The sequence below is a fragment of the Brevundimonas sp. PWP3-1b1 genome (assembly GCF_049896065.1).
Classification (GTDB): domain Bacteria; phylum Pseudomonadota; class Alphaproteobacteria; order Caulobacterales; family Caulobacteraceae; genus Brevundimonas; species Brevundimonas intermedia_B.
Genome location: NZ_JAFCTO010000001.1, coordinates 1,683,667 through 1,707,609 on the forward strand (window position 1 = coordinate 1,683,667; position 23,943 = coordinate 1,707,609).

General features: G+C 66.4%; 19 protein-coding genes and 2 tRNA genes. 10 read left to right on the top strand and 11 right to left on the bottom strand.

Translation table 11 applies throughout. The annotated features are described in order from the left end of the window. The 3 genes from ACP69V_RS08310 (at position 1) to ACP69V_RS08320 (ending at position 3,863) form a co-directional block, all read left to right on the top strand. On the top strand, positions 1-1,473 hold the full coding sequence (locus ACP69V_RS08310; RefSeq protein ID WP_426023440.1) for a lipopolysaccharide biosynthesis protein: 1,473 nt from the start codon (positions 1-3) through the stop codon (positions 1,471-1,473). A gap of 575 nt (positions 1,474-2,048) precedes the next feature. Continuing rightward, a complete protein-coding gene (locus ACP69V_RS08315) occupies positions 2,049-2,981 on the top strand; it encodes a polysaccharide pyruvyl transferase family protein (RefSeq protein ID WP_426023441.1) in 933 nt (310 codons plus the stop codon). A 378-nt stretch (positions 2,982-3,359) separates the two neighbouring features. Next, entirely contained in the window at positions 3,360-3,863 is a 504-nt protein-coding gene (locus ACP69V_RS08320; RefSeq protein WP_426023442.1) for a thermonuclease family protein, read from the top strand. Positions 3,864-4,038: 175 nt separating this feature from the next. Here the strand turns inward: ACP69V_RS08320 and ACP69V_RS08325 are convergent, their stop codons facing one another. Together ACP69V_RS08325 and ACP69V_RS08330 are read right to left on the bottom strand one after the other, a co-directional pair. Continuing rightward, a complete protein-coding gene (locus tag ACP69V_RS08325; protein ID WP_426023443.1) occupies positions 4,039-4,368 on the bottom strand; it encodes a helix-turn-helix domain-containing protein in 330 nt (109 codons plus the stop codon). After that, positions 4,365-4,871, bottom strand: coding sequence for a hypothetical protein (locus ACP69V_RS08330; RefSeq protein ID WP_426023444.1), 507 nt, complete (start codon positions 4,869-4,871; stop codon positions 4,365-4,367). Before ACP69V_RS08330 ends, ACP69V_RS08325 begins: the two co-directional genes overlap by 4 nt. A 106-nt stretch (positions 4,872-4,977) precedes the next feature. On the opposite strand from ACP69V_RS08330, the gene ACP69V_RS08335 reads away from it, so the two are divergent. Then, positions 4,978-5,745 carry a TonB family protein gene (locus tag ACP69V_RS08335; protein ID WP_426023445.1) on the top strand — a complete coding sequence of 256 codons (768 nt, stop codon included), beginning with the start codon at positions 4,978-4,980 and terminating at the stop codon, positions 5,743-5,745. 77 nt (positions 5,746-5,822) lie between these two features. Here ACP69V_RS08335 and ACP69V_RS08340 read toward each other — a convergent pair whose 3' ends face one another. Beyond that, positions 5,823-7,031 (bottom strand): tyrosine-type recombinase/integrase, encoded by a 1,209-nt coding sequence (locus ACP69V_RS08340; protein WP_426024045.1) that lies wholly within the window; start codon positions 7,029-7,031, stop codon positions 5,823-5,825. A gap of 331 nt (positions 7,032-7,362) precedes the next feature. Further along, a tRNA-Gln gene (locus ACP69V_RS08345) sits at positions 7,363-7,436 on the bottom strand. A 201-nt stretch (positions 7,437-7,637) separates the two neighbouring features. On the opposite strand from ACP69V_RS08345, the gene ACP69V_RS08350 reads away from it, so the two are divergent. Then, a tRNA-Pro gene (locus tag ACP69V_RS08350) sits at positions 7,638-7,714 on the top strand. Between the two features lie 39 nt (positions 7,715-7,753). On the opposite strand, the gene ilvC is transcribed toward ACP69V_RS08350, so the two are convergent. Further along, a complete protein-coding gene (ilvC, locus tag ACP69V_RS08355) occupies positions 7,754-8,812 on the bottom strand; it encodes a ketol-acid reductoisomerase (RefSeq protein ID WP_426023446.1) in 1,059 nt (352 codons plus the stop codon). Between ilvC and ACP69V_RS08360 the strand changes: the two genes are divergently transcribed. Continuing rightward, a complete protein-coding gene (locus ACP69V_RS08360; protein ID WP_426023447.1) occupies positions 8,811-9,353 on the top strand; it encodes a DUF924 family protein in 543 nt (180 codons plus the stop codon). The two genes, ilvC and ACP69V_RS08360, sit on opposite strands and share 2 nt — an antisense overlap. Positions 9,354-9,604: 251 nt before the next feature. Beyond that, positions 9,605-11,362, top strand: coding sequence for a patatin-like phospholipase family protein (locus ACP69V_RS08365; protein WP_426023448.1), 1,758 nt, complete (start codon positions 9,605-9,607; stop codon positions 11,360-11,362). Here ACP69V_RS08365 and ACP69V_RS08370 read toward each other — a convergent pair. After that, positions 11,359-13,164, bottom strand: a complete 1,806-nt coding sequence (locus tag ACP69V_RS08370) for an aminopeptidase P family protein (RefSeq protein ID WP_426023449.1) — start codon at positions 13,162-13,164, stop codon at positions 11,359-11,361. The genes ACP69V_RS08365 and ACP69V_RS08370 overlap by 4 nt on opposite strands. Before the next feature lie 16 nt (positions 13,165-13,180). After that, complete coding sequence (locus ACP69V_RS08375; RefSeq protein ID WP_426023450.1) at positions 13,181-14,044, bottom strand: 50S ribosomal protein L11 methyltransferase; 864 nt, start codon at positions 14,042-14,044, stop codon at positions 13,181-13,183. 184 nt (positions 14,045-14,228) lie between these two features. Between ACP69V_RS08375 and ACP69V_RS08380 the strand changes: the two genes are divergently transcribed. Further along, on the top strand, positions 14,229-14,786 hold the full coding sequence (locus tag ACP69V_RS08380) for a hypothetical protein (RefSeq protein ID WP_426023451.1): 558 nt from the start codon (positions 14,229-14,231) through the stop codon (positions 14,784-14,786). A 71-nt stretch (positions 14,787-14,857) separates the two neighbouring features. Here ACP69V_RS08380 and ACP69V_RS08385 read toward each other — a convergent pair whose 3' ends face one another. After that, a complete protein-coding gene (locus tag ACP69V_RS08385; RefSeq protein WP_426023452.1) occupies positions 14,858-15,754 on the bottom strand; it encodes a LysR family transcriptional regulator in 897 nt (298 codons plus the stop codon). A gap of 104 nt (positions 15,755-15,858) precedes the next feature. Here ACP69V_RS08385 and ACP69V_RS08390 point away from each other — a divergent pair, with 104 nt between their 5' ends. Both ACP69V_RS08390 and ACP69V_RS08395 read left to right on the top strand, forming a co-directional pair. Next, positions 15,859-16,905 (top strand): aldo/keto reductase, encoded by a 1,047-nt coding sequence (locus ACP69V_RS08390; RefSeq protein ID WP_426023453.1) that lies wholly within the window; start codon positions 15,859-15,861, stop codon positions 16,903-16,905. 20 nt (positions 16,906-16,925) lie between these two features. Continuing rightward, complete coding sequence (locus ACP69V_RS08395) at positions 16,926-18,095, top strand: MFS transporter (RefSeq protein WP_426023454.1); 1,170 nt, start codon at positions 16,926-16,928, stop codon at positions 18,093-18,095. A 7-nt stretch (positions 18,096-18,102) separates the two neighbouring features. On the opposite strand, the gene ACP69V_RS08400 is transcribed toward ACP69V_RS08395, so the two are convergent. Genes ACP69V_RS08400 through ACP69V_RS08410 form a run of 3 tightly spaced genes read right to left on the bottom strand, consistent with a single transcriptional unit; the run spans position 18,103 to position 23,751 of the window. Then, entirely contained in the window at positions 18,103-21,465 is a 3,363-nt protein-coding gene (locus ACP69V_RS08400; protein ID WP_426023455.1) for an error-prone DNA polymerase, read from the bottom strand. Further along, the gene (locus tag ACP69V_RS08405) at positions 21,462-23,042 is read right to left on the bottom strand and encodes a Y-family DNA polymerase (RefSeq protein WP_426023456.1); all 1,581 of its coding nucleotides are present in this window, start codon (positions 23,040-23,042) and stop codon (positions 21,462-21,464) included. The genes ACP69V_RS08400 and ACP69V_RS08405 overlap by 4 nt, the downstream gene beginning before the upstream one ends. After that, positions 22,933-23,751: an ImuA family protein gene (locus ACP69V_RS08410; protein WP_426023457.1), complete on the bottom strand. Its 819-nt coding sequence runs from the start codon at positions 23,749-23,751 to the stop codon at positions 22,933-22,935. The genes ACP69V_RS08405 and ACP69V_RS08410 overlap by 110 nt, the downstream gene beginning before the upstream one ends. Between the last annotated feature and the right edge of the window lie 192 nt (positions 23,752-23,943).

Genomic DNA, 23,943 nt, shown 5'->3' on the forward strand with positions numbered 1-23,943 from the left:
ATGAGGGGCAGCGCCTGGATCACGGGCGCCCGCGTCGCAATCAACCTGATCGGGTTCGTCAGCACATTGGTGCTGGCGCGCATCCTCACGCCGGCGGACTTCGGCCTGGTCGCGCTGGGCACCACAATCCTGGTGATCATCACGGCTGTGACGGACATGTCGCTGGCTCAGGCGCTCGTGCACCATCAATCGCCGGAAGACGATCACTTCCATACGGCCTGGACCCTGAACGCATGCCGCGGCCTCGCGCTCGCAGCGCTGATGGGCGCCGCCGGCCATCCCCTCGCGTCGCTTTACAACGAGCCGCGCCTTGAGTGGCTGATTTACGCCCTGGCGTTCAGCGTCATGATCGGCGGGGTCACAAACCCGCGCATCGTCCTGCTGTCCAAGCAACTCGTGTTCTGGCAGGACTTCCTGATGAGCGTCTCCGAACGCCTCGTGGCAGTCATCGTCTCGATCGGCGTGGCCTTGTATTTTCGGAGCTATTGGGCGCTCGTGGCGGGCGCGGTCGCAGGCCAGTTTGCAGCCATGTTGATTTCCTACGCGATCCTGCCTTTCCGGCCGAGGATTGTTTGGAATAGAGCGCGCGAGCTTTGGTCCTTCTCCATATGGCTCACGCTTGGCCAGGCCATGAACACGATTAACTGGCGCTTCGACCAACTGCTCATCGGCCACTATCTGGGCCGGTCGGTGCTGGGCGCTTATGCGGTCGGGGACAATCTCGCACAGATTCCCACGCGAGAAGCGATCGCTCCCCTCACCCACACCCTGTTTCCGGCCTTCAGTCGGATCGCGGAAGACAAGCCGCGCTTGGCGATGGGCTACCAGCGGGCCCAAGCATTGGTGACGGCGATCGCGCTTCCGGTCGGCGTCGGGTTCGGACTTTTGGCGGAGCCGCTGGTGCTGGCGATGATGGGTGAGAAATGGCGCGCCGCCATACCCATCATCCAGGCGCTTTCCGCCGTCTTCGCCTTCCAGACGCTCGGCTCGCTCGTTCAGCCCCTCGGCATGGCGACGGGGGCGACACGGAACCTTTTCCAGCGCGATTTGCTCATGTTCGTCCTGCGCTTGCCCGTCATCATCGGAGCGATGCTGATTTGGGGCCTCACGGGCTTGATCTATGCTCGTGTCGTGACCGGCCTGACCGCAGCGGTCGTAAACATGACGCTCGTGCGTCGTCTGACGGGACTGACCTTGACGGTTCAACTCCTCGCCAATCTTCGAAGCTTGTCGGCTGTTGCGGTGATGGCGGCGGGCGTCATCGGGATCGGCGAGCAGTTCAACCACCACAACCCTGGTCTGATCGCGCTTCTGACAGAGCTCGGTCTACGCGCGACTCTGGGCGCCGTCCTTTATGTGGGAACGACTTTGCTGCTGTGGCAGGTCGCTGGCCGCCCGACCGGGCCGGAGCGAGAGGTTGTGACGCTCCTCTCACGCGTCGTCCTGAAGGCCCGGCGCGTCGCAACGGGCTGATACGCGTCACCAGACAGACGAAGCGGAAAGGTCTACGGCAGGCGGCTTGCAACATCTTCTCCGCCTTTCTCAAATGGAGACGTCCGTGACCGTTGAACACACTGGCTTCGCAGTCGCGCTCGCGCAAACCGCGCCGGATCTCTGGGCATGGCGCGTCCTGGATACGAAAGGCGAGCCGGCGGCGTCTGGTGAGACCGCCAGAGAGGACGTAGCGCGAGAGCACGCCGAATTTTTCAGGAGATCCCTCGAACGCCTGTCGAGGCGGCGATGAGACCCACCTTTGGCGGCCTGCTTTATGCAGTTCACCGGATGCGGCGATCACTCATCATCGCCCTCGGCGCCGGCGCGATTGCCGCATTGGTATGGGGATTTGCATGGATCATCGCCGCTGAGTTCACCCACCTGGGCGAAACGCACGTCTCCAACCCCTCGGCGCCCTTAGAGCCTTAGCCTGATCCATTGACCATCAGTCACTGACGCTGTGCTGCAGCGCAGCAGGGGGTCGCAGATATGCGGCTTGTTGAGGCTTGGCGACATCTGTCCTAGAGGCATCCCTCTCACCCAAGGTCACCGCAATGCAGCATCCGTGTGAATCCTCCATCGAACGGCAGCGGAGAATCCTTATTGATGCGCTGTCGAGTGAGCTGGCTCCCGGTCAAGAGTGGTCTGTTCTCGACTTTCCAGACCATTCGAATATCGGCGATTCGGCTATCTGGGTAGGTCAATACGCAGCGCTGAAAGGTGTCGCCGGCCGGAAGGCGTCGTACGTGGCCAGCTGCGGCGGTGACGACCTCGCCGCCGGAGCATGGGCTGCCGTTCCTGGGCAGATCTTCCTGCATGGCGGAGGCAATTTCGGTGACCTTTACCCCATGCACCAGAACTATCGCCTCGATGTGCTCCGCGCACTACCGGGACGGCGAATTGTTCAGATGGCCCAATCCATCCATTTTTCCGATCGGGCGGGCGTGAAGGAGACAGCCGACGCCATCAAGGCTCACGGAAACTTCTGTTTCTTTGCTCGCGACCGGAAGACTTATGATTTCGCGTCCGAGGCCTTTGAATGCGAAGTGAGACTGGTTCCGGATGGCGCTTTCGGCTTGGGGCCGCTCAAGCGAACGGTTAAGCCCGTCATCGGCACGCTTGAGTTTCGTCGAGAGGACATCGAGGCCGTCGGCGGGCCTATTTCTGGCTCGGTGGACTGGCCTGTCGAGGGGACAGACGACGCGAGGCGGATACAATGGCCTGGCGCGGTCCATCATATTCTTCGTGGCAACTTTTCGAAATCATCCCGTCGCCGTGAAGGTTTCAATGCCGTTGCGGAATGGCGTGTAGCGCGAGGGTTGAACCTCCTGTCATCGGCCGAAAGGATCGTCTGCGACCGATTGCACGTCCACATTCTATCGACGCTTCTGGGCATCCCTCATCAGTTCAGCGACAACTCCACCGGAAAAATCTCGGCCTACTACGAAACCTGGACTCACGACTGCCCCGTTGCCAAGCCGCTTTAGAACTCTCGAACCGCGACGGGCCATCCAGCCGGCGGCCATCTCAGTTCGATGACTGCCGCCTGTATGACCGGGGGGACAAGGCCGTCGCTCACTTGAACACGGTCGAGAAGGCACCTTCTGATGCGTTGGCGATTTTAGTCGGCAGTTTCAGGCTGATCCCACCGAATGTCTGCTTTGCAGCGCTAGGCTAGAGACCACTGCTAGCGCAGAGCAGCGGTCTGGAAGTTGGATGAGGAAGTCAGGTTTCACGAGTTACCGGATCCTATCCCTAACGGTCGGTCCAGGCTCTGGCGTGCCTCAGAGAAGCTCCTCTACAGGCTCGTCAAAGGGAGAGACCTCGCCATAGCCTTGGCCGGGCCGTTTCAGTACGACGCCAGGATGATCACCGCGTTCGTCCTCGCCATCGCCCTGCAGTCCGCCACGCCCGCCGCCCCTTTGATCGGGCGAGCCACGGTCATCGACGGCGACACCCTGGAGATCGGCGGCCAACGCGTGCGGCTGTGGGGCGTCGATGCGCCCGAAGGCCGCCAGTCCTGTCAGCGCACCGGCGCGCCCTACCGCTGCGGCACAGAGGCTGCTCGCCATCTCGATCGGTTGATCAACGACCGGCCGGTGACCTGCACGCCGCAGGGTCGGCCGGATCGGTATCGAAGGATGGTGGCGCGGTGCGCGGTCACGGCCGACTGCGAGCCGAGCGAAGCCTGCACGACGTTTCGCCGCGATCTTGGAAGCTGGATGGTCGCCGCCGGTTGGGCGCTGGATGAGCCACGCTACAGCGGCGGCGAGCACGCCGAACAGCAGCATGACGCCGAACAGGGTCGGAAGGGTTTGTGGGCGGGCGCCTTCGTCAACCCGTGGGACTGGCGCGCCGGCAAACGCTAGCCGTCTCATAAGGCGGGCGCCGCCGGATCCGCGAAGGCGACGGACGACGACGGCGAGTCACCTCCGGATGGCCGACGATCATCTCGACCCGAAGTCTGAAAGGCGGCACGCCGCGACCCAAGGAGGCGATCGGTCGCAAGAGTTCGTCCTGGTCCAACACCGGCGCCCAGAAACCTTAGTCGGCCCTCGCCATAGCGCGTACGACGGCCAGGACAGCAAGTCTCTGATCCTGGCGCAGCGAGGAAAAAGCATGGACCAGCGGCTGGGCTTCCGGGGCGATCACGTCTTCGCCACAGAGCGCCGCGACGGACGTGTCCAAGGCCGTCGCACATTTGATCAGCGTGGAGGCTGACACCCGATTCACCCCGCGCTCGTACTTCTGAACCTGTTGGAAAGAGACCCCAATGGCGTCGCCCAACTGGGCCTGTGTCAAACCGCGCGATTCTCTCGTCGCTCTCAGGCGGGAAGCAATCGCAAGGTCCAAGGGATCAGGTGCGTCGGTCATGCGGCGAAGCTATTGGAGTCGCGAACGGTCAGCGCGCCGATCAGGCTGGCGTCCATCCAGACCGTCTGGGCCGAGCCGTTCGCCACGTCATCGAACATGGCGAAGTTGTCGTTGCTGACGTCGAGGCGGGAGTTCACCCCGACCCCGTCCAGCAGGAACAGGTTTTCATAGATCGAGCCGCCCGAGATCGAGAGGTTTTCGGGTCGCAGGTCCTGAAGCGCCGCACGGGTCGCGCGCCCCTGGGTGGAGGTGAACTGCACCGTCGGGAGCGCCTTGAGGATTTCGTTCACGTCGCCCGACCCCGGCGCCCGGGCCTCGACCGCCTCGCGGGTGAAGGTGCTGGTTCCTGAGTCCTGGCCGTCCCCCAGACGATAGGTCGGCGCCATGCGCCCCTGATCCTCGACCACGACGGTGGGCACGTCCGGTGTCGATTGCGCGGCTGCGGCCCCGGCCAGGGTCAGGACGGCGGTGACGCCGACGGAAGTCAGCAGAGCGATACGCATGGGTGGAGAGCCCCTCGTTGAACAGGGAAAGCGGCCTAAACCGTCACGCTATCAATTGCAACTGACTCGCATTTGCGTTCGTGAGGCCATCTTGTTAGAAGCGGGCGTGTCCCCGCGTAGCGCCAATTCTCCCACCTTCGCGCCAGCGGCGAGAGCCCTCGCCGGATCGGTGGTGGTCGCCCTCCACATCAGCGTCGTGGCCGTCTTCTCCCTTGGCCTGCGGTCTTCGCCAGCCATGGTGGGCGGCGCTCCCGTCATCCAGATCACCCTGACCCCAAGGGCCAGTTTCGATGGCGTCAACACCCCAAGGACCTCCCAGGACAACGACACGCCCGCTCATGCTCCGGACGAACCGCCGCAAGCCGATCCCGAGGCGCCGCGTCAGGATTCCCCGACCCCGCGTCGCTCCACGCCGGCGGCGCCTGTAAGCATCGACAGCCATGATGCGAAAGCGGCCCAGGCCGATCCGTCGCCGCCTTCGGCACGACCGGCTGAGCGCGGCGGCCGTATCGGGTTGCCCAGCCCCGCCTCCGCGCCCGGCCTGACCGCAGGCGGCGGCGCTCCCATTCTCGGCGCGGCGGCGGCCTCGACCGCCGACGCCTATGAGGCCGCCGTCCTCGCCTGGATCGAACGCCACAAGCGACACCCCGGCGGCGCAGCCGGCATTGTCACCGTGCGCTTCACGCTCGATCGGCGCGGCGGCGTCAGAGCCAGCGAAGTGTTGGCGAGCAGCGGCGTCCGGACGATGGACCAGGCCGCCCTGTCACAGCTGAAAGAGGCCGCGCCCTTCCCCAGGCCGCCCGCTACAGCGCCCTGGCGCACGCGGGAATTCACGGTCCGTCTCGACTTTCGCGCGCTCCGACCAGCGGCCTGAGGGGGCGCCCACAGCCGGCGGTTCTTCAGTAGATTAGCGCCAAATCGACCGGTCCTGGTCAGATGCCCTCCTCCCGCTCAGCGACCCAGACCACAGAACACCGCCCAGTCATCCATCAAGGCGACGCGCCGCTCAAACAGGTCGCCCCGGCGATAGGCGGCTTCGACCTTGCTTCCCACGGTGTGGGCAAGCGCCATCTCCGCCAGCTCGTTCGCATGCTCGGTTCGCTCTGCCGCCCAATCGCGGAATGTGGAGCGAAATCCATGAGGAACTGCGTCCACCTTCATGTCGCGCAGCACCTTGGTCAGGGTCATGTCCGAAAGTGTGCCGCCGTTTGCCGCGGGAAAGACGAGGTCATCGGGTTTACCTGGGACGCCCAGGAGACTTAGCGCGGCGTTGGAGAGCGCGACGCGATGCAGCCGACCACCTTTCATCCGTTCTGCAGGCAGGATCCAAGTCCCGCGAGCTAGATCGATCTCGCCCCATGTGGCGCCCCTTGTCTCGCCGGAGCGGGCAGCGGTGAGAATTCCGAACATCAGGGCTCGCGCGCCCATTCCGCCGACTTTCGAAAGGCGAGCGATGAACTCAGGCATCTCGTCAATCGGGAGAGCGCGATGGTGCCGGACCCGCGACACCTTCCCTGGATCGGCCAGGAGCTTGTCCAGATGGCCCTTCCAACGCGCAGGATTAGGGCCAGTGCGAAGTTCCCGGGTCGTAGCCCAGTCCAAGACCGCTTCCAGTCGGCCGCGCACGCGCTTGGCCGTCTCGGTTTTTGTGGTCCAGATGGGGGTGAGAATATCGAGGATCTGGGGTACGCCAATCCGGTCGACGCTTAAGTCCCCGATGACGGGGTAAGCATAGGCTCCGAGGCTGGATGACCACTGGGCTCTATGCTTGGCGTTCTTCCACGCCGCCTCATGTGTGGCGACATAGGTTTCGCTCGCCTGCCGGAACGTCCAACCGGCATTGTCGGATCTGCGGACGAGCGCCGCCCTGGCTTTCCTGGATTTGATGATTGGGTCGACGCCTGCCCGGATCAAATCTCGCGCCGCTCGCGCCGCGTCCCTCGCGCCCGCAAGCGTCACGCTGGGATAACCGCCCAAGCCCATTTCCCGGCGTCGCCCCCCAATCGCAGCCCGCAGGATCCAAGTTCGCCCCCCTGCAGGGAGGACCTGAAGATAGAGGCCAGTGACCCCGCCCACGGCATGGTAGCCTGGAACGGTCAGACGACTGACAGCGAGAGCGCCCAACTCAGCGGCTTGGCGTGGCATGAAACCCTGCGACATTTCTGCAATAGCGTTTTCCGTCCGCCATTCTAAAACACCCACCCATACACCCGCCATAAAATTTGCGACTGGGCGCCACCAGGTGAAAAGCGCTGGAATGGCCGACATCGGCGGACGTTGTAACTTTTCTCCGCCGTGAACAGACTGCACTGTGGTGAAACGGGATGAATCGGACACCGCTTCCGCCAGCCGTTATCCAATCGACTTGAAGATCGAACACGCCGAACGCACGCTGTTGACGGCGCGCTGAGCGATACCCGGTTTTGAGAGAGGTCATCGAACGACAGCGCCTCTCAGAGCACGGCTGCGGTTCACAAGCATTTGCGGGCGGTGGCTGGGGAACTAGGACTCGAACCTAGAATGACGGTACCAAAAACCGTAGTGTTACCATTACACCATTCCCCAGCAGGACCGGCGTTTCCGAAGCACTCTGTGCGGCGGAGGCGGTCAGATACGCCAAGCTGTTTTGGGATGCAACACCCTCTTTCAGGACTATTTTCACGCACCGGGAAGATGGGGTGAAATGGACGCTTGCGGCCTCCCAAACCCATAGCTATAAGCCTCGTCCTCACTTCGGGGCGACGCCGCCAGGCCCGCCCCCACGGTCGGAGTGTGGCTCAGCCTGGTAGAGCACTGCGTTCGGGACGCAGGGGTCGGAGGTTCGAATCCTCTCACTCCGACCATCTTCTCTTTAGAAATGTAGACGGCGCGCCGGCGGGTTTTCACCCGCCGCCCATGCTGTTTTCATCATCGTCGTTCGCCGCCGTCTCCATCGCCTGACGCGCCACGGCGTTCAGATGCGCGCCCACCGATTCGATGGTCCGCAGCCCCAGCGCCTTGCGCCGCGCCAGCAGGTCCGGCGACCCGGCGTCGTAATCCGCCATCAGCCGGCGCACGAACGCTCCACCCTGAACCTCGGCCAGCACCTGATCCATCGCCTCGCGCGACGCGGCGTTGATGATACGCGGTCCGGTCAGATAGGCCCCGTATTCCGCCGTGTTGGAAATCTTGGCGAAGGCCCCGGCGATGCCGCGCTCGTACATCAGGTCGGTCACCAGCTTGGTCTCGTAGAAACATTCGAACCAGGCCACCTCGGGCGGATAACCGGCGTCCACCAGCTTCATGAAGGCCCCGTCGATAAGTTCCGCGACCCCCCCGCACAGCACCACCTGTTCCCCGAACAGATCGCTCTCGCACTCGTCTCGCATCGTCGTTTCCAGAATGCCCTTGCGCCCGCACCCCAGCGCCGCCGCATAGGACAGGCCCAGGGCGTGCGCGCCGCCCGACGCGTCCTGATGCACCCCGAACAGGCAGAAGACCCCCTCCCCGGCCTCGTACAGATCACGAATGCGCGGCCCGATCCCCTTGGGCGACGCCAGGATGACGTCCAGGTCGTTGCGCGGCTGAACCAGACCGAACCGCACCGACAGGCCGTGGGCGAACACCAGGGCCGCGCCCGGCCGCACATTGGGCTCCAGCTCGTCGCGCCACAGGTCGCGATGCGCCTCGTCCGAGGTCATGACCGCGATCACGTCGGCCCCGGCGGCGGCCTCGGCGGCCGTCATCACCGCAAACCCATCCGCCCGCGCCAGTTCACGGGTCTTCGAGCCGGGCTTCAGCCCCACGACGATGTCCGCTACCCCCGAATCGCGCAGGTTCAGGGCATGGGTCCGCCCCTGGCTGCCGTAACCGATCATGGCCACGCGCTTGCTGCGGATGATCGAAAGGTCGCAGTCGCGGTCATGGAACACGGGCAGCGGATTGGATAGGGTCTGGGTCATGACCGTCTTCATAACCCCTTCCTCCGTCGTCGCCTTCTGGAAAGAGGCCGGTCCCGAAAAGTGGTTCGCCAAGGACGAGGCATTCGACGCCGATTTCCGCGACCGTGGCCGCGCGGTCCACTGGGCGGCGGCGCGCCGCGAACTGGACGACTGGATGGAGACGCCGGACGGCGCCCTCGCCCTGCTGATCCTGCTGGACCAGTATCCCAGGAACAGCTTCCGCGGTACGGCGCATCAGTTCGCGACCGACCCGCTGGCCTTGATGTTCGCCAATCAGGCCGTGGCGGGCGACCTGCAGATGCAGGTCGAGCCGGAATTGAAGAACTTCCTCCTGCTGCCCTTCGAACATTCCGAACGGATCGAGGACCAGGACCGCTACATGGCCCTGATCGCCGGCGACGAAGAGCTGGAGAAATGGGGCAAGCTCCACCGCGACATCATCGTCCGCTTCGGCCGCTTCCCCCACCGCAACGCCGCCCTGGGCCGTGAAACGACGGCAGAAGAACAGGCGTTCCTAGACGAAGGCGGTTTCGGCGGCTGAAGCGCACCGCTTGCTCCCCACATCGGAGCTCTCAAAGCCCACAGGCGCCTCTCCCTCCCCTTCATGGGGAGGGACGATCACGCAGCGATCAGGGTGGGGCCGTCAGGACGGGCGTATCGCTTCACACGCCCCCACCCCGGCTGCGCTCCGCTTCGCCGCCCCTCCCCATGAAGGGGAGGGAGAAATGCGGCCAACCATCACAATGACGCTGATTCATTCACCAACCCTAGAATCTCGCCTACAACCCCATCATGGCCACGCTTCGTCCCGACACGCTGGCGGCATCGCTCGCGCGCATTTTTGAAGGTCGGATGATCGACCGGGCCAGTTGGTTCGCCTTGACCGGCGGCGAGCCGCTGTTCTCGGAAGGTGATCCCTCCGACACCCTGTATCTGGTCCGTTCGGGCCGTCTGGGCGTCTTCCGGCTGGACGCGGATCAGCCGCCGCACATGCTGGGCGTGGTCAAGACGGGCGAGCCGGTGGGCGAAATGGCCATGCTGGCCGGCACGCCGCACACCGCCACCGTCGTCGCCCTGAGAGACAGCGAGATACTGGCATTACCGCGCGAGGCCTTCTTCGAGGCCGCCCGCACCGAGCCGGACCTGATGGTCGAGCTGTCGCGCCTGATGATCCACCGCGCCCGCGAGCGCACCGCCGGCGCGTCGGAGCCCAGCGTCTTCGGCTTCGTCTCGGCCCGCCCCCGCCCGATCCGCGCCTTCGTCGAACGGATCGGCGCCGCCATCCAGGCCATGGGCTTCACTTGCCAGGTCATCGACCAGTCGGCCCTGACCTCGGCCGCCGAATGGTTCAGCCGCGTCGAGGGCGACCATGACTACGTCCTCTATGTCGCCGAACAGGATCAGCCCGCCTGGGCCAATCTGTGTGCGCGCCAGGTGGACCGGATGTTCATCGTCGGCAGCGGCCTTCTGGCGCCGCCCGCCGCCTTGCCGCGCCGCATGGGCTTCGGCGACGGGCGTCGGCTGACCGACCTGATCCTGCTGCGCGATCCGCGCATGCGCCAACCCGCCAACACACGCATCTGGCTGGAGGCGCTTCAGCCCGACCGTTGGTTCCACTGCGTCGAGGGGGTGGCCGGCGACGCCGAGCGGATCGCCCGCGTCGTCACCGGAACGGCCGTCGGCCTGGTCCTGTCGGGCGGCGGGGCGCGCGCCTATTGCCACATCGGCGCGATCAAGGCGCTGGAAGAGGCCAAGGTGCCCATCGACTTCGCCGGCGGATCGTCCATGGGCGCGGTCGTCGCCGCCGGGCCCGCCCTGGGCTGGAGTTCCGAACGCCTGGACTTCGAAATCCGCCGCGCCTTCGTCGATTCCGACCCGCTATCGGACCTGGCGGTGCCGATCATCGCCATGTCGCGCGCCCGCAAGGTCGCCGGCCTGCTTCAGCGGGCCTATGGCGACATCGACCTGGCGGACCTGGCCCTGCCCTTCTTCGCCGTCTCGTCCAACCTGACCTCGGGTCGGATCGAGGCGCACCGCACCGGCCTGATGCGCCGCGCCATGCGCGCCTCCATCGCCATTCCCGGCGTCCTGCCGCCCGTCGTCATCGACGATCAGGTGCTGGTGGACGGCGCCGTACTGAAGAACTTCCCCACCAGCGTCATGCGCCAGCTGAACAGCGGCCCCATCGTCGGCGTGGACATGTCCCAGACCCGAGGCGTCGATCCCCAGGCGCTGGAGAACCCGCCGTCCTGGTGGAAATGGATCCTGTCGGGCGCCTGGAAGGCCGGCCCGCCCATCGTCTCGATCCTGATGCGGTCGGCCACCATCACCACCGACACCGAGATGAAGCAGTCGCGCGCCGACGCCGATGTGCTGATCCTGCCCCAGCTCGACAGCACCGACATCCGCGACTGGAAGACCTACGACGGCCCCGTCGCCACGGGCTACGAGGCGACCAGGGCGGCGCTGGCTGACCTGCCCTGCCCCGTCACCCAGATCCGACACTGTCCGACCGAAAAACCCAAACCGTCAGCAGAGGCGAAGGTTTAAAGCGGCGCGCACGCCCCTTCGAGCCAGGCCAGCACCTCGCCATCCACCAGCGACCCGACCTTGGCCAGGGTCTCGGCGTGATAGGCGTCGACATAGGCCCGTTCGTCCAGCGTCAGCAGATCGACGGCGATCAGCTTGCGGTCAATGGGCGCGAACGTCAGCTGCTCGAACCCGTGCATCGGCCGCTCGCCGCCTTCCTGGACAACGGCCGGCGTCACCACCTGCAGGGTCTCGATGCGGATGCCCCAGTGACCCTCGCGGTAATAGCCCGGCTCGTTGGACAGGATCATCCCCTCCAGCAGCGGCTGGGACGTGCCCCATTTGGCGATCCGCTGCGGCCCCTCGTGGACCCCCAGATAGGAGCCGACGCCATGGCCGGTGCCGTGATCGTAATCCAGCCCCGCCGCCCACATCGGCGCCCGGGCGATGGCGTCCAGGGCCATGCCGCTGGTCCCTGCCGGGAATCGGATCGTCGCCATGGCGATGTGCGCCTTCAGCACCAGGGTGAACTTGTGACGCTGGTCCGCCGTCGGCTCGCCCACCGCCATGGTGCGCGTCACGTCTGTCGTGCCGTCCAGATACTGACCGCCGCCGTCCACCAGCAGCAGCGAGCCCTTCTCGACGTTGCGGATCGTCGCGCCGACCGGCTTGTAATGCGGCAGAGCCCCGTTCGGCCCAGCGCCGGCGATGGTGTCGAAACTCAGGTCCTTCAGCGCGCCGGTCTCCTCGCGGAACCGCTCCAGCGCCTCGACCACCTCACGTTCATTGGGCAAAGTTTGCTGAACAACCGTGTCGACCCAGTGCAGGAACCGGCTCAGCGCCGCGCCGTCGCGGATATGCGCCTTGCGGCTTCCTTCGATCTCGACCGCATTCTTGGCCGCGCGGGGAATGGCGCATGGGTCCATCGCCCGCACCACCGTCGCACCCGCCGCTTCCAGCCGGTCGAAATACCAGGCCGAGGACAGGGACGGATCGATCATGACCCGCTGGCCCGCCAAGCTGTCCAGCGCTTCCGCCAACTGCTCGGTCGCCTCGATCCGAACGTCGTCGCCCAACCAACCGGGCAGCGCATTCGTCACCTTGGCCGGATCCAGGAACAGCCGCGCCTTGCCGTCCGCCGCCAGAATGGCCTGGCCGATCGGCAACGGCGAACGGATCACGTCCCCGCCGCGCACATTGAACAGCCAGGCGATCGACATCGGCGCCGTCAGCACCACCGCGTCTGCGCCCGCGTCGGCTACGGCCTTGCCGATCCGCGCCCGTTTCGCCGCATGGCTTTCGCCGGAATAGACATCTTCATGCGGCACGACCGGCGCCGTCGGCTGGGCCGGACGATCCGCACCCCAGGCCAGGTCCAGCGGATTGGCGTCCACGGGCTTCAGCGTCGCCCCTGCCTTTTGCGCCGCCGCCTTGAAGGCGACCAGGGCGTCGGGGCTGTGCAGACGCGGATCGTAACCAATCACCGCCCCCTTCGCCGCCGTTTCCAGATAGGCGGCGACCTCGGTCAGGTCGCGCCGCTCCAACAGGGCCGGATCGGTCTGGGCCTTCACCTGAACCGTATAGCGGCCGTCGGTGAACATGCTGGCCCGATCCTGGAACACCACCGCCGCCCCGGCCGAGCCGGTGAAGCCCGTCGCCCAGGCCAGCCGCTCATTGGCGTCCGGCAAATACTCGTTCTGATGCTCGTCCTCATGCGGGATCAGAAAGCCGTCCAGCCCCTGCTTGCCCATCTCGGCGCGCAACAGAGGCAGATGCTTGGCCCCGAAGGACGGATCGGTCGTTTCGTCGAAGGTCTGGCGCATGATCGTCTTTAGTCTCTCAACCCTTGCGCAGTTGCAGCGCGCTCCACGCGTCATGATGGATGGTCTGCTCGACCACGAAGCCCAGCGGCAGATAGGCCTCCAGCACCCGCTCTTCCTGCGTACGCAGCAGCCCCGACAGGATGGCGACCCCGCCCGTCTTCAGCGCCGCCCCGATCTCAGGCGCCAGCTCGACCAGGGGTGCGGCCAGGATGTTGGCGAACACCAGATCATATGGCTGATGCTGGGCGATGCGCGGATCGCTCAGACCGTCGGCGAAATAGAAGTCGCACTTGGCCTCGTTGATCTCGGCGTTCTCGTTGGCGATCCGCGCAGAGGGCTCGTCGATATCGGTGCCGACGGCGATGGGCGTGCCCGTCTTGGCCGCCGCGATCGCCAGCACACCCGTGCCGCAACCGACGTCCAGCACCTTCTCGAACGTTTCGGTCTTCAGCAGATTGTCGAATGCCTCCAGGCAGCCGACCGTCGTGCCGTGGTGGCCGGTGCCGAAAGCGGCGCCAGCGTCGATCTTCAGCGTCACCCGACCCTCGGGCACCTTGCCCTGATCATGCGCGCCATAGACGAAGAACCTACCGGCCTCGACCGGCGGCAATCCCGACAGCGACATGGCCAGCCAGTCGGCGTCGGCCAGCTTCTCGACCACCACCGTCACCGGGTGATCGGCCAGCACGGCCTTCAGTCCCTCGACCTCGTCGTCGGTCGTGGGGAAGGCGTCGATGCGCCAGACCCCCTTGTCCTCGTCCTCTTCCAGGATGGAATAGGTCGCGCCTTCCAGCCGGGGATCGGCGTCGATGGCCTCTGCGGCGGCCTCTGCGGCGGCGCGGGGACCGCGAGCGATTATCTGAAGAGCGGACTCGGACATTTCTCAAACACCGGTAATATGGCGAATCGTAGCGATCCGGCGTTGTCTGCCCGTCGCCGCCGCGTTTTTATCAAACCGAGGGGTCGGGGAATACATGGCCAAGTCACCGTCTACGTCTAAACCAGCGTCGCCAAAGCCGGCGACCGCCGCTTCCAAGCCTAAAGCCGCGCCGAAGTCGAGCGCTGTGAAGCCCGCCGCCGCGAAAACCGCTGCGTCCAAGGCTGTCGCCAAGCCAGCGACTGCGCCCAAGCCCGCTGCTGCAAAGGTCGCTGCACCCAAGGCTGCAACTCCCAAGCCCGCCGCCGCGAAGGCCGCAGCCCCCAAGGCCGCCGCCAAGCCGAAGGCCGCACCGGCCGCCAAGGCTCCGGTCGCCGCCAGGGCCGCCGCGCCGAAAGCGGCGCCTAAAGCCGCCGCGAAGACCGCCGCACCAAAGGCTGCTGCTCCGAAAGCCGCTGCGCCCAAGGCCGTCGCTCAGAAAGCCGACGCGACCAAGACTGCCCCGAAACCGGCGGCAACGCCCAAGGCCGCTCCGGTCGCCAAACCCGCCGCCGCTGTTGCTGCATCCAAGCCCGCAGAGCCGGTCGCTGCGCCCAAGCCGGTGACCGCACCCGCACCAGCGACCGCTGCTTCGACGCCCAAGCCGGTCGAGGCCCCCAAGCCTGCGGCCGCACCAGCCGCCGCCAAGGTCGAAGAAAAGGGCTTCTTCGCCAAGCTGGGCGACATCATCTTCGGCAAGCGCTGATCGCACCTCGCGTCTGAGCTTGCAGATCGCCGGACGGTTCTCCCGTCCGGCGATTTTCGTTTGCGGCCGCCTCAGCGGAGCTGTTCGGCCAGATAGTCTACGAACACCCGCACCCGCGCCGGCATGTTTGCGCCACCGACGAAGACGGCGTGAATCGGCTCGCGATCCCCTGGATTGAAATCCTCCAGCAGCGGGACCAGCCGCCCCTCGGCGATGGCGTCGCCCACGCTGAAATGCCCCACTCGTGTCACCCCCACGCCAGCCAGCGCCAACTGCGTCAGGGTCTCGCCATTGTTCGCCTCCACCGATCCGCGCACCGTCAGCGCATAGTCGCGCCCGTCCCGACGAAACGGCCAGACCGGCTCCTGACGCCGAAAGTTGAAGTTCAGGCAGTCATGATCGTGCAGGTCCTCGGGCACGCGCGGCACGCCCCGCCTCGCCAGATAATCGGGCGAAGCCACGATGGTCCGCCCCGTGTCTCCCAGTCGCCGCGCGGTCAGGGGGCTGTCGGCCAACGGCCCGAACCGGATCGCCACATCCGCCTGCCCCGCCGCCACATCGACCACGACGTCCGTCAGGTTGATATCGACCAGGATATGCGGATAGCGGCCTACGAATTCACCCAGCAGCGGCACCACCTGCTGGCGGCCGTGGGCCAGAGAGGCGCTGACCCTCAACCGCCCGCGCGGGGCCCCCTGGTCGGCGATCGCCTGTTCGGCGTCGTCCAACTCGGTCAGAATCCGCCGCGCCGCGCCCAGATAGGCCTGCCCCTCAGGCGTCAGCGTCAGAACCCGCGTCGTGCGCAACATCAGCCGCACGCCCAGCCGCGCCTCGATCCGGTCGATAGTCCGACTGATGGCCGAGGGCGTCAGACCCAGGGCTCGCCCCGCCGCCGAGAAATTGCCGCCTTGGATCACGGCGACGAAGACTTCCATCTCGCGCGCCCGATCCACTCCGATCATCTGCATCTTTGCGTCCAGATCAAAAATGTTTGGCCTGACACCTGCCTACCGCCCTCGCACACCGGCGTCCATCTGTGCCTCCGAACACGAATGCGGTCACGAGGACAGTCATGGAATATCGTCAACTTGGAGCATCGGGCCTGCGCGTTCCGGTCCTCAGCTTCGGCACGGGCACCTTCGGCGGCTCCGGTCCCCTGTTCGGCGCCTGGGGAACCAGCGACGTCAACGAAGCGCGCCGCCTGATCGACATCTGCCTGGAGGCTGGGGTCAATCTGTTCGACACCGCCGACGTCTATTCCGACGGCGCCTCGGAACAGGTGCTGGGCCAGGCCATCAAGGGCCGCCGCGATCAGGTGCTGATCTCGACCAAGACCGGCCTGCCCACCGGCGACGGTCCGGGCGCCAATGAGCGTAATTGGGGCGTGTCGCGCGGCCGGTTGATCCGCGCGGTCGAGGACGCCCTGCGTCGCCTCGACACCGACCATATCGACCTGCTGCAACTGCATGCCTTCGACGCCTCGACCCCGGCGGATGAACTCCTGGCGACGCTCGACACGCTCGTGACCTCGGGCAAGGTCCGCTACACCGGCGTCTCCAACTATCCCGGCTGGGCGCTGATGAAGGCGCAAGGCATCGCCGAGCGCGACGCACGCCCCCGCTTCGTCGCCCACCAGGTCTATTACTCCCTGATCGGCCGCGCCTATGAGGCCGACCTGATGCCGCTGGGCGCGGACCAGGGCGTCGGCGCTCTGGTGTGGAGCCCGCTTGGCTGGGGCCGTCTGACCGGCAAGATTCGCCGCGACGCGCCGATCCCCGAGGGCAGCCGCCTGCACCAGACCGCCGCCTTCGCCCCTCCCGTCGAGGACGAGCACCTGTACCGCGTCGTCGACGCCCTGGACGCCGTCGCGGCCGAGACCGGCAAGACCGTGCCCCAGATCGCCATCAACTGGCTGCTGCAACGCCCGACCGTTTCCTCGGTCATCATCGGCGCCCGCAACGAGGAGCAGTTGCGCCAGAACCTAGGTGCCGTCGGCTGGAGCCTCACGCCTGACCAGATCGCCGCCCTCGACGCCGCCAGCGACGTCCTGCCGCCCTATCCCCACACGCCTTACCGCCAGCAAGAAGGGTTCGCTCGCCTGAACCCGCCGCTGGTCTGAGCCTCGAAGGTTTCCTCCCCATGAAACTCAATCCTCCCCTCCTGGCCCTCGCGGCCGGCGCCTTCGGAATCGGCGTGACCGAGTTCGCGCCGATGGGCCTGCTACCCATCATCGCCACGGACCTGGGCGTCTCCATTCCCACATCCGGCCTGCTGATCAGCGCCTATGCCCTGGGCGTCATGCTGGGCGCGCCCCTGATGACCCTGACCACTGGACGGGTGCCGCGTCGAACGTTGCTGATCGGCCTCGCCGCCATCTTCACCGTCGGTAATCTGCTGTCGGCGATCTCGACCGACTATACGATGCTGCTGATCGCGCGGGTCATCACTTCGCTGAACCACGGGGCCTTCTTCGGCGTCGGCTCCATCGTCGCCGCCAGCCTGGTGGCGCCGAACCGTCAGGCGGGCGCCGTCGCCGCCATGTTCATGGGGCTGACCATCGCCAACGTCGTCGGCGTGCCTTTGGCGACCTGGGCCGGAGACGCCCTGGGCTGGCGGGCCAGCTTCTGGGGCATCGCCGCCATCGGCGTGGGGGTCATGGCCGCCCTACGTCTGACCCTGCCCAACCTGCCCGCCCCGACCGGCGGCAACATCGCCGCCGAGCTGCGTGTCCTGGGTCGCGGCCCGGTGCTGGCGGCCCTGGCCCTGACGGTGATCGGCTCCAGCGCCATGTTCACCGTCTTCACCTATATCGCCCCGATCCTGAGCGAGCAGACCCACGCCTCGCTCGGCTTCGTCACCGCCATGCTGGTGACCTATGGCCTGGGTCTGACCCTGGGCAACTGGCTGGGCGGCAGGTTCGCGGACAGGTCCGTCGATCGGACACTGATCGTCACCCTGGCCTCGCTGTCGGCCATCCTGGTCGCCTTCGCCTTCGCCATGCCGTTCGCAGTTCCTACCTCGATCCTGGTCTTCCTGTGGGGGATCGCCAGCTTCGCCCTGGTGCCGCCGTTGCAGGTGCGCGTCATGGCCGCCGCCGGCGACGCGCCCAACCTGGCCTCGGCCATGAACATCGGCGCCTTCAACCTGGGCAACGCCATCGGCGCGGCCGTGGGCGGGGCGGTCATCGCCGGCGGCCTGGGTTATCCAGCCGTCTCTATCGCCGGGGCGATAGCTTCGGGCCTTGGCCTGTTGCTGGTCCTCTTCCTGACCCGCAAGCGGTCGCCCACCACGGTCCCCGCCATCGGCTGACCCCGCCTCAGTGAAAGTCGCGCGACCCCGGCAGAATGCGGACGTCGCGCGGATGCCGGCCGGTCGGACTGCGTGGACCTTGCGGATATTTCACCGCATCCGCCCGCGACAGCTCGACCTGCAGGTCATAATCCTCGGACAGCCGGCTCAGCTCGCCCGAACGATCCACGACCTTGCGCACCATGATGTGCAGAACGCCCTCGACGCTCTTCTCGACCGTGCCCTCCACCTCCATCAGCCGCGCCGCCATCACCTCGCGCCGGAAGGTCTCGAACAGCCGCGCCCACAACAGGGCATTCACCACCCCGGTCTCGTCCTCCATCGTCACGAAGATGGCGTTGCCCGTGCCCGGCCTTTGCCGCACCAGCACCACCCCGGCCGTGCGCACCAGCCGCCCATGCTTCTGGGCCATGACCTCGGCTGCGCTCAGCACCCCCTCCGCCCGGAACACCGACCGCAACATCCCCATCGGATGCCCCTTCAGCGACAGGCGCGTCGTCTGATAGTCGGTGGCGATATGTTCCTTCAGCGTCATCAGCGGCAGGTTCGCCGCCGCCTCGGCGCCCAGCTCCCGCGCCCGCGCGGCCTGGAACAAAGGCAACGGTTCATCGTCCGGCAACCGCCTGACCGCCCACAGCCCCTCACGCCGGTCCAGCCCGATCGACCGAAACGCATCCGCATCCGCCAGCTTCCGCATCGCCGCCGCCTCCAGCCCCGTCCGCCGCGCCATCTCCTCGACGTCGGTGAAGGGCGCGTCGCGCGCCTCGACAATCCGGTCCGCCCAAGCCTGTTTGAACCCGTCGATCTGGCGCATCCCCAGCCGCAGGGCCGGATACTCCCTGCCCCGCTCAGTCGGTTCGAGGGTGTTGTCCCAAAAGCTGTGGTTCACATCGATCGCCCGCACCTCGACCTTCTGCGGGCTCTCCTGCGCATCCCGCACCAGCTGCGCCGGCGCATAGAACCCCATCGGCTGACTGTTCAGCAGCGCACAGGCGAACACCGCCGGATGATGGCATTTGATCCACGACGAAATGTACACCAGCTTGGCGAACGAGACGGCGTGGCTCTCAGGAAAGCCATAGGAGCCGAAGCCCTTGATTTGCTCGAAACAGTTGCGCGCGAAATCGGGGTCGTAGCCCCGTTTGATCATGGTGCCGACCATGAGGGTTTCATATTTGGCCAGGTCGCCATCGCCCCTGAACGTCCCCATCGACTTGCGAAGTGCGCTGGCCTGAACCGGCGTAAATTTGGCCGCCTCCATGGCGATCCGCATCGCCTGCTCTTGAAACAGCGGCACCCCGAGGGTTTTTTTTAGAATAGACTTCAATTCGTCCTTGGGATTTGGCGGCGCCGGTTCGGGATAGACAGGCTCCTCAACGCCCATCCGTCTGCGAAGATAGGGGTGAACCATATTGCCCTGGATCGGACCGGGCCTGACGATCGCGACCTGAATGGCCAGATCGTAGAAAATCTTCGGCTTCAGCCGCGGCAGCATGTTGATCTGCGCCCGGCTCTCCACCTGAAAAACCCCGATGGATCGACCCTCCTGAAGCATCTGATAGACTTCCGGCCGCTCGTCCGGGACCGAGTCCAACTCCAGATCGCCTAGCTCGTGCTGACGCATCAGATCGAACGCTTTGGCGATGCAGGTCAGCATCCCCAGCGCCAGCACATCGACCTTCATCAAGCCCAGCGCGTCGATATCGTCCTTGTCCCATTCGATGAAGGTGCGATCCGGCATGGCCGCATTGCCGATTGGGACGATCTCGTCCAACCGGTCGCGGGTCAGAATGAAGCCGCCGACGTGCTGGGACAGGTGCCTGGGGAACTCCAGCAGTCGCCGGGTCATGGCGACGGCCTGGATCACGGTTGCATTTCCGACATCCAGTCCCGCCTGTTCCAGGTGTCGGTCTGGAATATCCGAGCCGAAACTGCCCCACTGACTGCCCGCCAGACGCGCCGTCACATCGTCGGTCAGCCCCATGACCTTGCCGACCTCGCGGATGGCGCTGCGTGGTCGATAACGGATGACGGTCGCGGCGATCCCCGCTTTTTCCCGGCCATAACGGGCATAGATGTCCTGAATGATCTCTTCGCGGCGCGCATGTTCGAAATCGACGTCGATGTCGGGCGGTTCATCGCGCGCGGTCGATAGGAAGCGCTCGAACAGCATGTCGTGCTTGCCAGGATCGACCGCCGTGATGCCCAGCACGTAACAGACGGCCGAGTTGGCGGCGGACCCCCGTCCCTGACACAGGATGCCCTTGTCGCGCGCCACCCGAACGATGTCGTGAATGGTCAGGAAATAGGGCGCCAATCCTCGCTCGCCGATGAATGTCAACTCGGTCGCCAGCGTCGCGCGGACATGGTCGGGCACGCCCTCGGGGTATTTCTGTCCCAGGTTCCGCTCGACCAGATACTCCAGCCAGCCTTGGGGCGTTTTCCCAGGCGGCACGGGCTCTTCAGGATAATTGTATTTCAACGCTTCCAGATCGAACGCCACCCGCGCCAGAACGTCTTGCGTCTCGGCTACCGCCTCGGGGGCGTCGGCGAACAGGCGGGTCATTTCGGCGGGCGGTTTCAGGTGGCGTTCGGCGTTCTGGTCAAGTCGGCGGCCGGCGGTCTCCAGCGTCACACCTTCGCGAATACAGGTGACCACGTCCTGCAAGTCGCGCTGTTCGGCGTCGTGATAAAGAACGTCGTTGACCGCCAGCAACGACACGCCTGTCGCCCCGGCCAAGCCTTTCAGCCGCGCCAGTCGACGGCGGTCATCGCCCCTTCGGCCCATGGCGGCGCCCAGCCAGACCGCTCCCGCCGCGGCGTCGTTCACCTGGCGCAGCAGGGCCTCCAGCCCCTCCAGTCGGCGCGGCGGCATGACGATCAGCAACAGGCCCTCGGGCGCACGCAGCAGATCGCGCAGGCCGATCTCGCAGTGGCCCTTCTTCGCCCGTCTGTTGCCCAGGGTCAGCAGGCGGCACAGGCGGCCCCAGCCTTGCCGGTCCTCGGGATAGGCCAGGATGTCCGACGTCCCGTCGTTGAACCGCAGCCGCGCGCCCAGGATCAGCTTGAAAGCCTTGGCTCGCGCCTTGATCTCCTCCGGGTCGATGTCGACCGGAAACGAATCCTCCACCAACACCGTCTCGCCGGGACCGCCGCCCTGGCGCACCCGATCCGGCGGCGACCAGCCCTCCTCGCGCAGTGTCTTCAACGCACTCCACGCCCGCACCACCCCGGCCAGGGTGTTGCGGTCCGCCAGACCCATGCCGGTGTGGCCGCGCAGGATGGCGCTCAACACCAGATGTTTCGGATGCGACGCCCCTTCCAGGAAGGAGAAGTTGCTGCGCGTCGCCAGCTCGGCATAGGCGGTCACGCGAAGACCCCGTGCACGAACCAGCGCGGCGCTGGCTCCTCGCCGTAGAATCCGGAGCGGAACAGCCAGAACCGCCGGCCCTCCTGGTCTTCGACCCGGTAATAGTCGCGTGTCGGTTCCAGCGGGCGTTTCAGGGTGCGCCACCATTCCGGCGCGATGCGTTCGGGGCCTTCGACCCGGACCAGGCGGTGATCGACTCGCCGCCAGATGAAGCGGTTCGGCGGGTGGTCGGGCACCTCGGCCGTCGCCAGAACGGGTTGGGGCGGATCGAACATCTGCAAGGGCCGCAGAGGCGGGTCGGCGGGATCAGGTTCGGGCCAACCTTCGTTGCCGCTCGCGGGCATTGCCGCGGGCGCCAAAGCTGCAGGTATGAGCCGAACAGCACGCTCGGGCCGGTGCGACCCCACCGGCTCGAACCGGCTGACCGCCTCCGGTCCCAGGCGTGCGGTCAGGCGATCGACCAGCCGCCCCAGATCCTCCGCGCCCGGCGCAGTGGGCTCGAAGCCGCGCTGGCGCGAGGCCAGTCGATCCGCCACCGGCACGGACAAGCGCAACTGGTCAAAGCCGAACCCCGGCTCTAGAGGCCGCGCCAGCGCCGCCAGTCGTTCGCGAAACAGGCGCAGGACTCCGGCCGCGTCGCGGCTGGGCCGTCCGGTGCGGACGGTGATGTGACGCACCTCGCCGTCCAGGCGAAAGAAGCCCACCTGAAAGGCCCGCCCCCCCTGACCGCGCAGGTCGAGCTGATCCATGGCCTCGACCAGCAGGTCGCCGATCACCGCCTCGATGTCGGTCGTCTCCGTGATTGGTTCGACCCGGATCCGATCGACCGAAATCAGCGGGACCAGCCGTTCGGGCCGTATCCGTGCGTCCTCACGCCCCAGCACCCGGTTCAGTCGCGTCGCCGCCGCCGCGCCGAACCGGGCGGCGATGGGGGCGGTGGGGCGGTCGGCCAGATGCGCCAGGGTCTTAAGCCCCGCGCGCGACAAGGCCTGGGTCTCCTTGTCCGACAGCTCCAGCGCCGCGACCGGCAGGCGGCGTAAGGCCTGGCTCTGCCCATCGCCCTCGTGGATTCCACCACGCCCGAACCGGGCCAGGGCGCGCGCCGCCTCGGGCGTGCCGGCCATGGCCAGACGAACCGCCAGACCCACGCCCTGCGCTCGTGCCGCAACCGCCCGGACCAGCCCCTCTTCGCCCCCGAACAGATGCGCGCAGCCCGTCACGTCCAGCGCCAACCCGTCCGGCCCGTCGGTCGCCGCCATCGGGGTGAAACGGCCGAAATCCAGCAGCACCCGCTTCAACAGGGCCGCATCCGCCTCTGGCCTGTGCGTGACCACCCGGATGTCCGGCGCCCTCGCCCGCGCGTCGGCCAGGGTCATGCCTGGCGACAGACCCAGCGCCAACGCCGACGCATTCGCGGCCGCCAGACGCAGCGCGCCCTTCACCTTCTCGACCAGCACGGTCTCCGGCTCAGCCGAAGCGTCGGACCGCCCCTCCTCGCGCCGCAGCCGATCCGTCGGCAGCAGGGGAAACCAGACCGCCAGGTAGCGCCGGTCGTTGCGACTGTTGATGTTCGGCATTCCGCCCGCCTTGTTCGAAGACTCCGCGCTCACGATCCCACTCCAGGGTCCAGGCGTTCGGCTGCGCGCCCAGCCGATGCCGCAACAGTTCGACCGCATAGGTCGGATGACCGGGCGCCTCCGCCTCCAGCGCCCGTGACAACGCCCCCCTGACGCGCCACCGCGTCTCGGCCGCGCTGGGCTGGGGCTGAGCCGCCAGCCGGATCAGGATCGCCGTCGCTCGCCCCTGCCCCGCCGCCATCGACAGACGTCGCGTAGCGGTCAGGCTCAGCACCTTGCTTTCGCCCCAGGCGGTCAGCAGCACCGCCCCCACTGCGCCGCACGCCAAAGCCTCCTCGCCCGCCGCCAGAAGGTCCTTCGTCTCCTTGACGCGCACCAACACGACCCGCCCGGGATCCAGCCCCATCTCGCGCAGCCCCGGCCCATGGATATGTCCCGTCTCCAGCCCCGCCATGGCCTGGACTCCCCAGACCACAGGTCGATCCCCCGCCGCCCGCTGCACCAGACCCAGAGCAAACCCCAGGGCCGCCGTCGCATCGGGCGTGGTCGCGGCGTAGATCTCGTGCAGCGCATGGGTCGCCAGCCCGCCGACATGCCGATCCGCCGCCTCGCAACCCAGCTCGAAACGCGTGTCGTCGACCGGATGGCCGTCGGCCTCCAGGGTTCTGAGATGCTGGCGAAGGGCTTCAAGATCGCGGCCGGACCGCACAATAGTTCTCCTTTTGTTCTCTCATATGCCGCCTCCACCGGGTGAGGAGTCAAGCGGAGTCCCAGCTTGGCCATGGGAATTTATTCCGCCCCGGCCGGGCGCCGCGCATATCGGGAATACTTGACTTTGACGCAGGGGCTTCTATATCGCCACCAGCCTCGGGACAGGTCTGCGATCCGCGCCGCCCGCTCG

What these genes read in the sequence shown, in the direction of transcription:
- ACP69V_RS08360 (WP_426023447.1), top strand. Translation starts at nt 8,811, where the DNA reads ATGACCGTCTTCATAACCCCTTCCTCCGTCGTCGCCTTCTGGAAAGAG.
- ilvC (WP_426023446.1), bottom strand. Translation starts at nt 8,812, where the DNA reads ATGACCCAGACCCTATCCAATCCGCTGCCCGTGTTCCATGACCGCGAC.
- ACP69V_RS08390 (WP_426023453.1), top strand. Translation starts at nt 15,859, where the DNA reads ATGGAATATCGTCAACTTGGAGCATCGGGCCTGCGCGTTCCGGTCCTC.
- ACP69V_RS08405 (WP_426023456.1), bottom strand. Translation starts at nt 23,042, where the DNA reads ATGCCGAACATCAACAGTCGCAACGACCGGCGCTACCTGGCGGTCTGG.
- ACP69V_RS08375 (WP_426023450.1), bottom strand. Translation starts at nt 14,044, where the DNA reads ATGTCCGAGTCCGCTCTTCAGATAATCGCTCGCGGTCCCCGCGCCGCC.
- ACP69V_RS08310 (WP_426023440.1), top strand. Translation starts at nt 1, where the DNA reads ATGAGGGGCAGCGCCTGGATCACGGGCGCCCGCGTCGCAATCAACCTG.
- ACP69V_RS08325 (WP_426023443.1), bottom strand. Translation starts at nt 4,368, where the DNA reads ATGACCGACGCACCTGATCCCTTGGACCTTGCGATTGCTTCCCGCCTG.
- ACP69V_RS08320 (WP_426023442.1), top strand. Translation starts at nt 3,360, where the DNA reads ATGATCACCGCGTTCGTCCTCGCCATCGCCCTGCAGTCCGCCACGCCC.
- ACP69V_RS08315 (WP_426023441.1), top strand. Translation starts at nt 2,049, where the DNA reads ATGCAGCATCCGTGTGAATCCTCCATCGAACGGCAGCGGAGAATCCTT.
- ACP69V_RS08385 (WP_426023452.1), bottom strand. Translation starts at nt 15,754, where the DNA reads ATGCAGATGATCGGAGTGGATCGGGCGCGCGAGATGGAAGTCTTCGTC.
- ACP69V_RS08340 (WP_426024045.1), bottom strand. Translation starts at nt 7,031, where the DNA reads ATGTCGCAGGGTTTCATGCCACGCCAAGCCGCTGAGTTGGGCGCTCTC.
- ACP69V_RS08395 (WP_426023454.1), top strand. Translation starts at nt 16,926, where the DNA reads ATGAAACTCAATCCTCCCCTCCTGGCCCTCGCGGCCGGCGCCTTCGGA.
- ACP69V_RS08330 (WP_426023444.1), bottom strand. Translation starts at nt 4,871, where the DNA reads ATGCGTATCGCTCTGCTGACTTCCGTCGGCGTCACCGCCGTCCTGACC.
- ACP69V_RS08365 (WP_426023448.1), top strand. Translation starts at nt 9,605, where the DNA reads ATGGCCACGCTTCGTCCCGACACGCTGGCGGCATCGCTCGCGCGCATT.
- ACP69V_RS08370 (WP_426023449.1), bottom strand. Translation starts at nt 13,164, where the DNA reads ATGCGCCAGACCTTCGACGAAACGACCGATCCGTCCTTCGGGGCCAAG.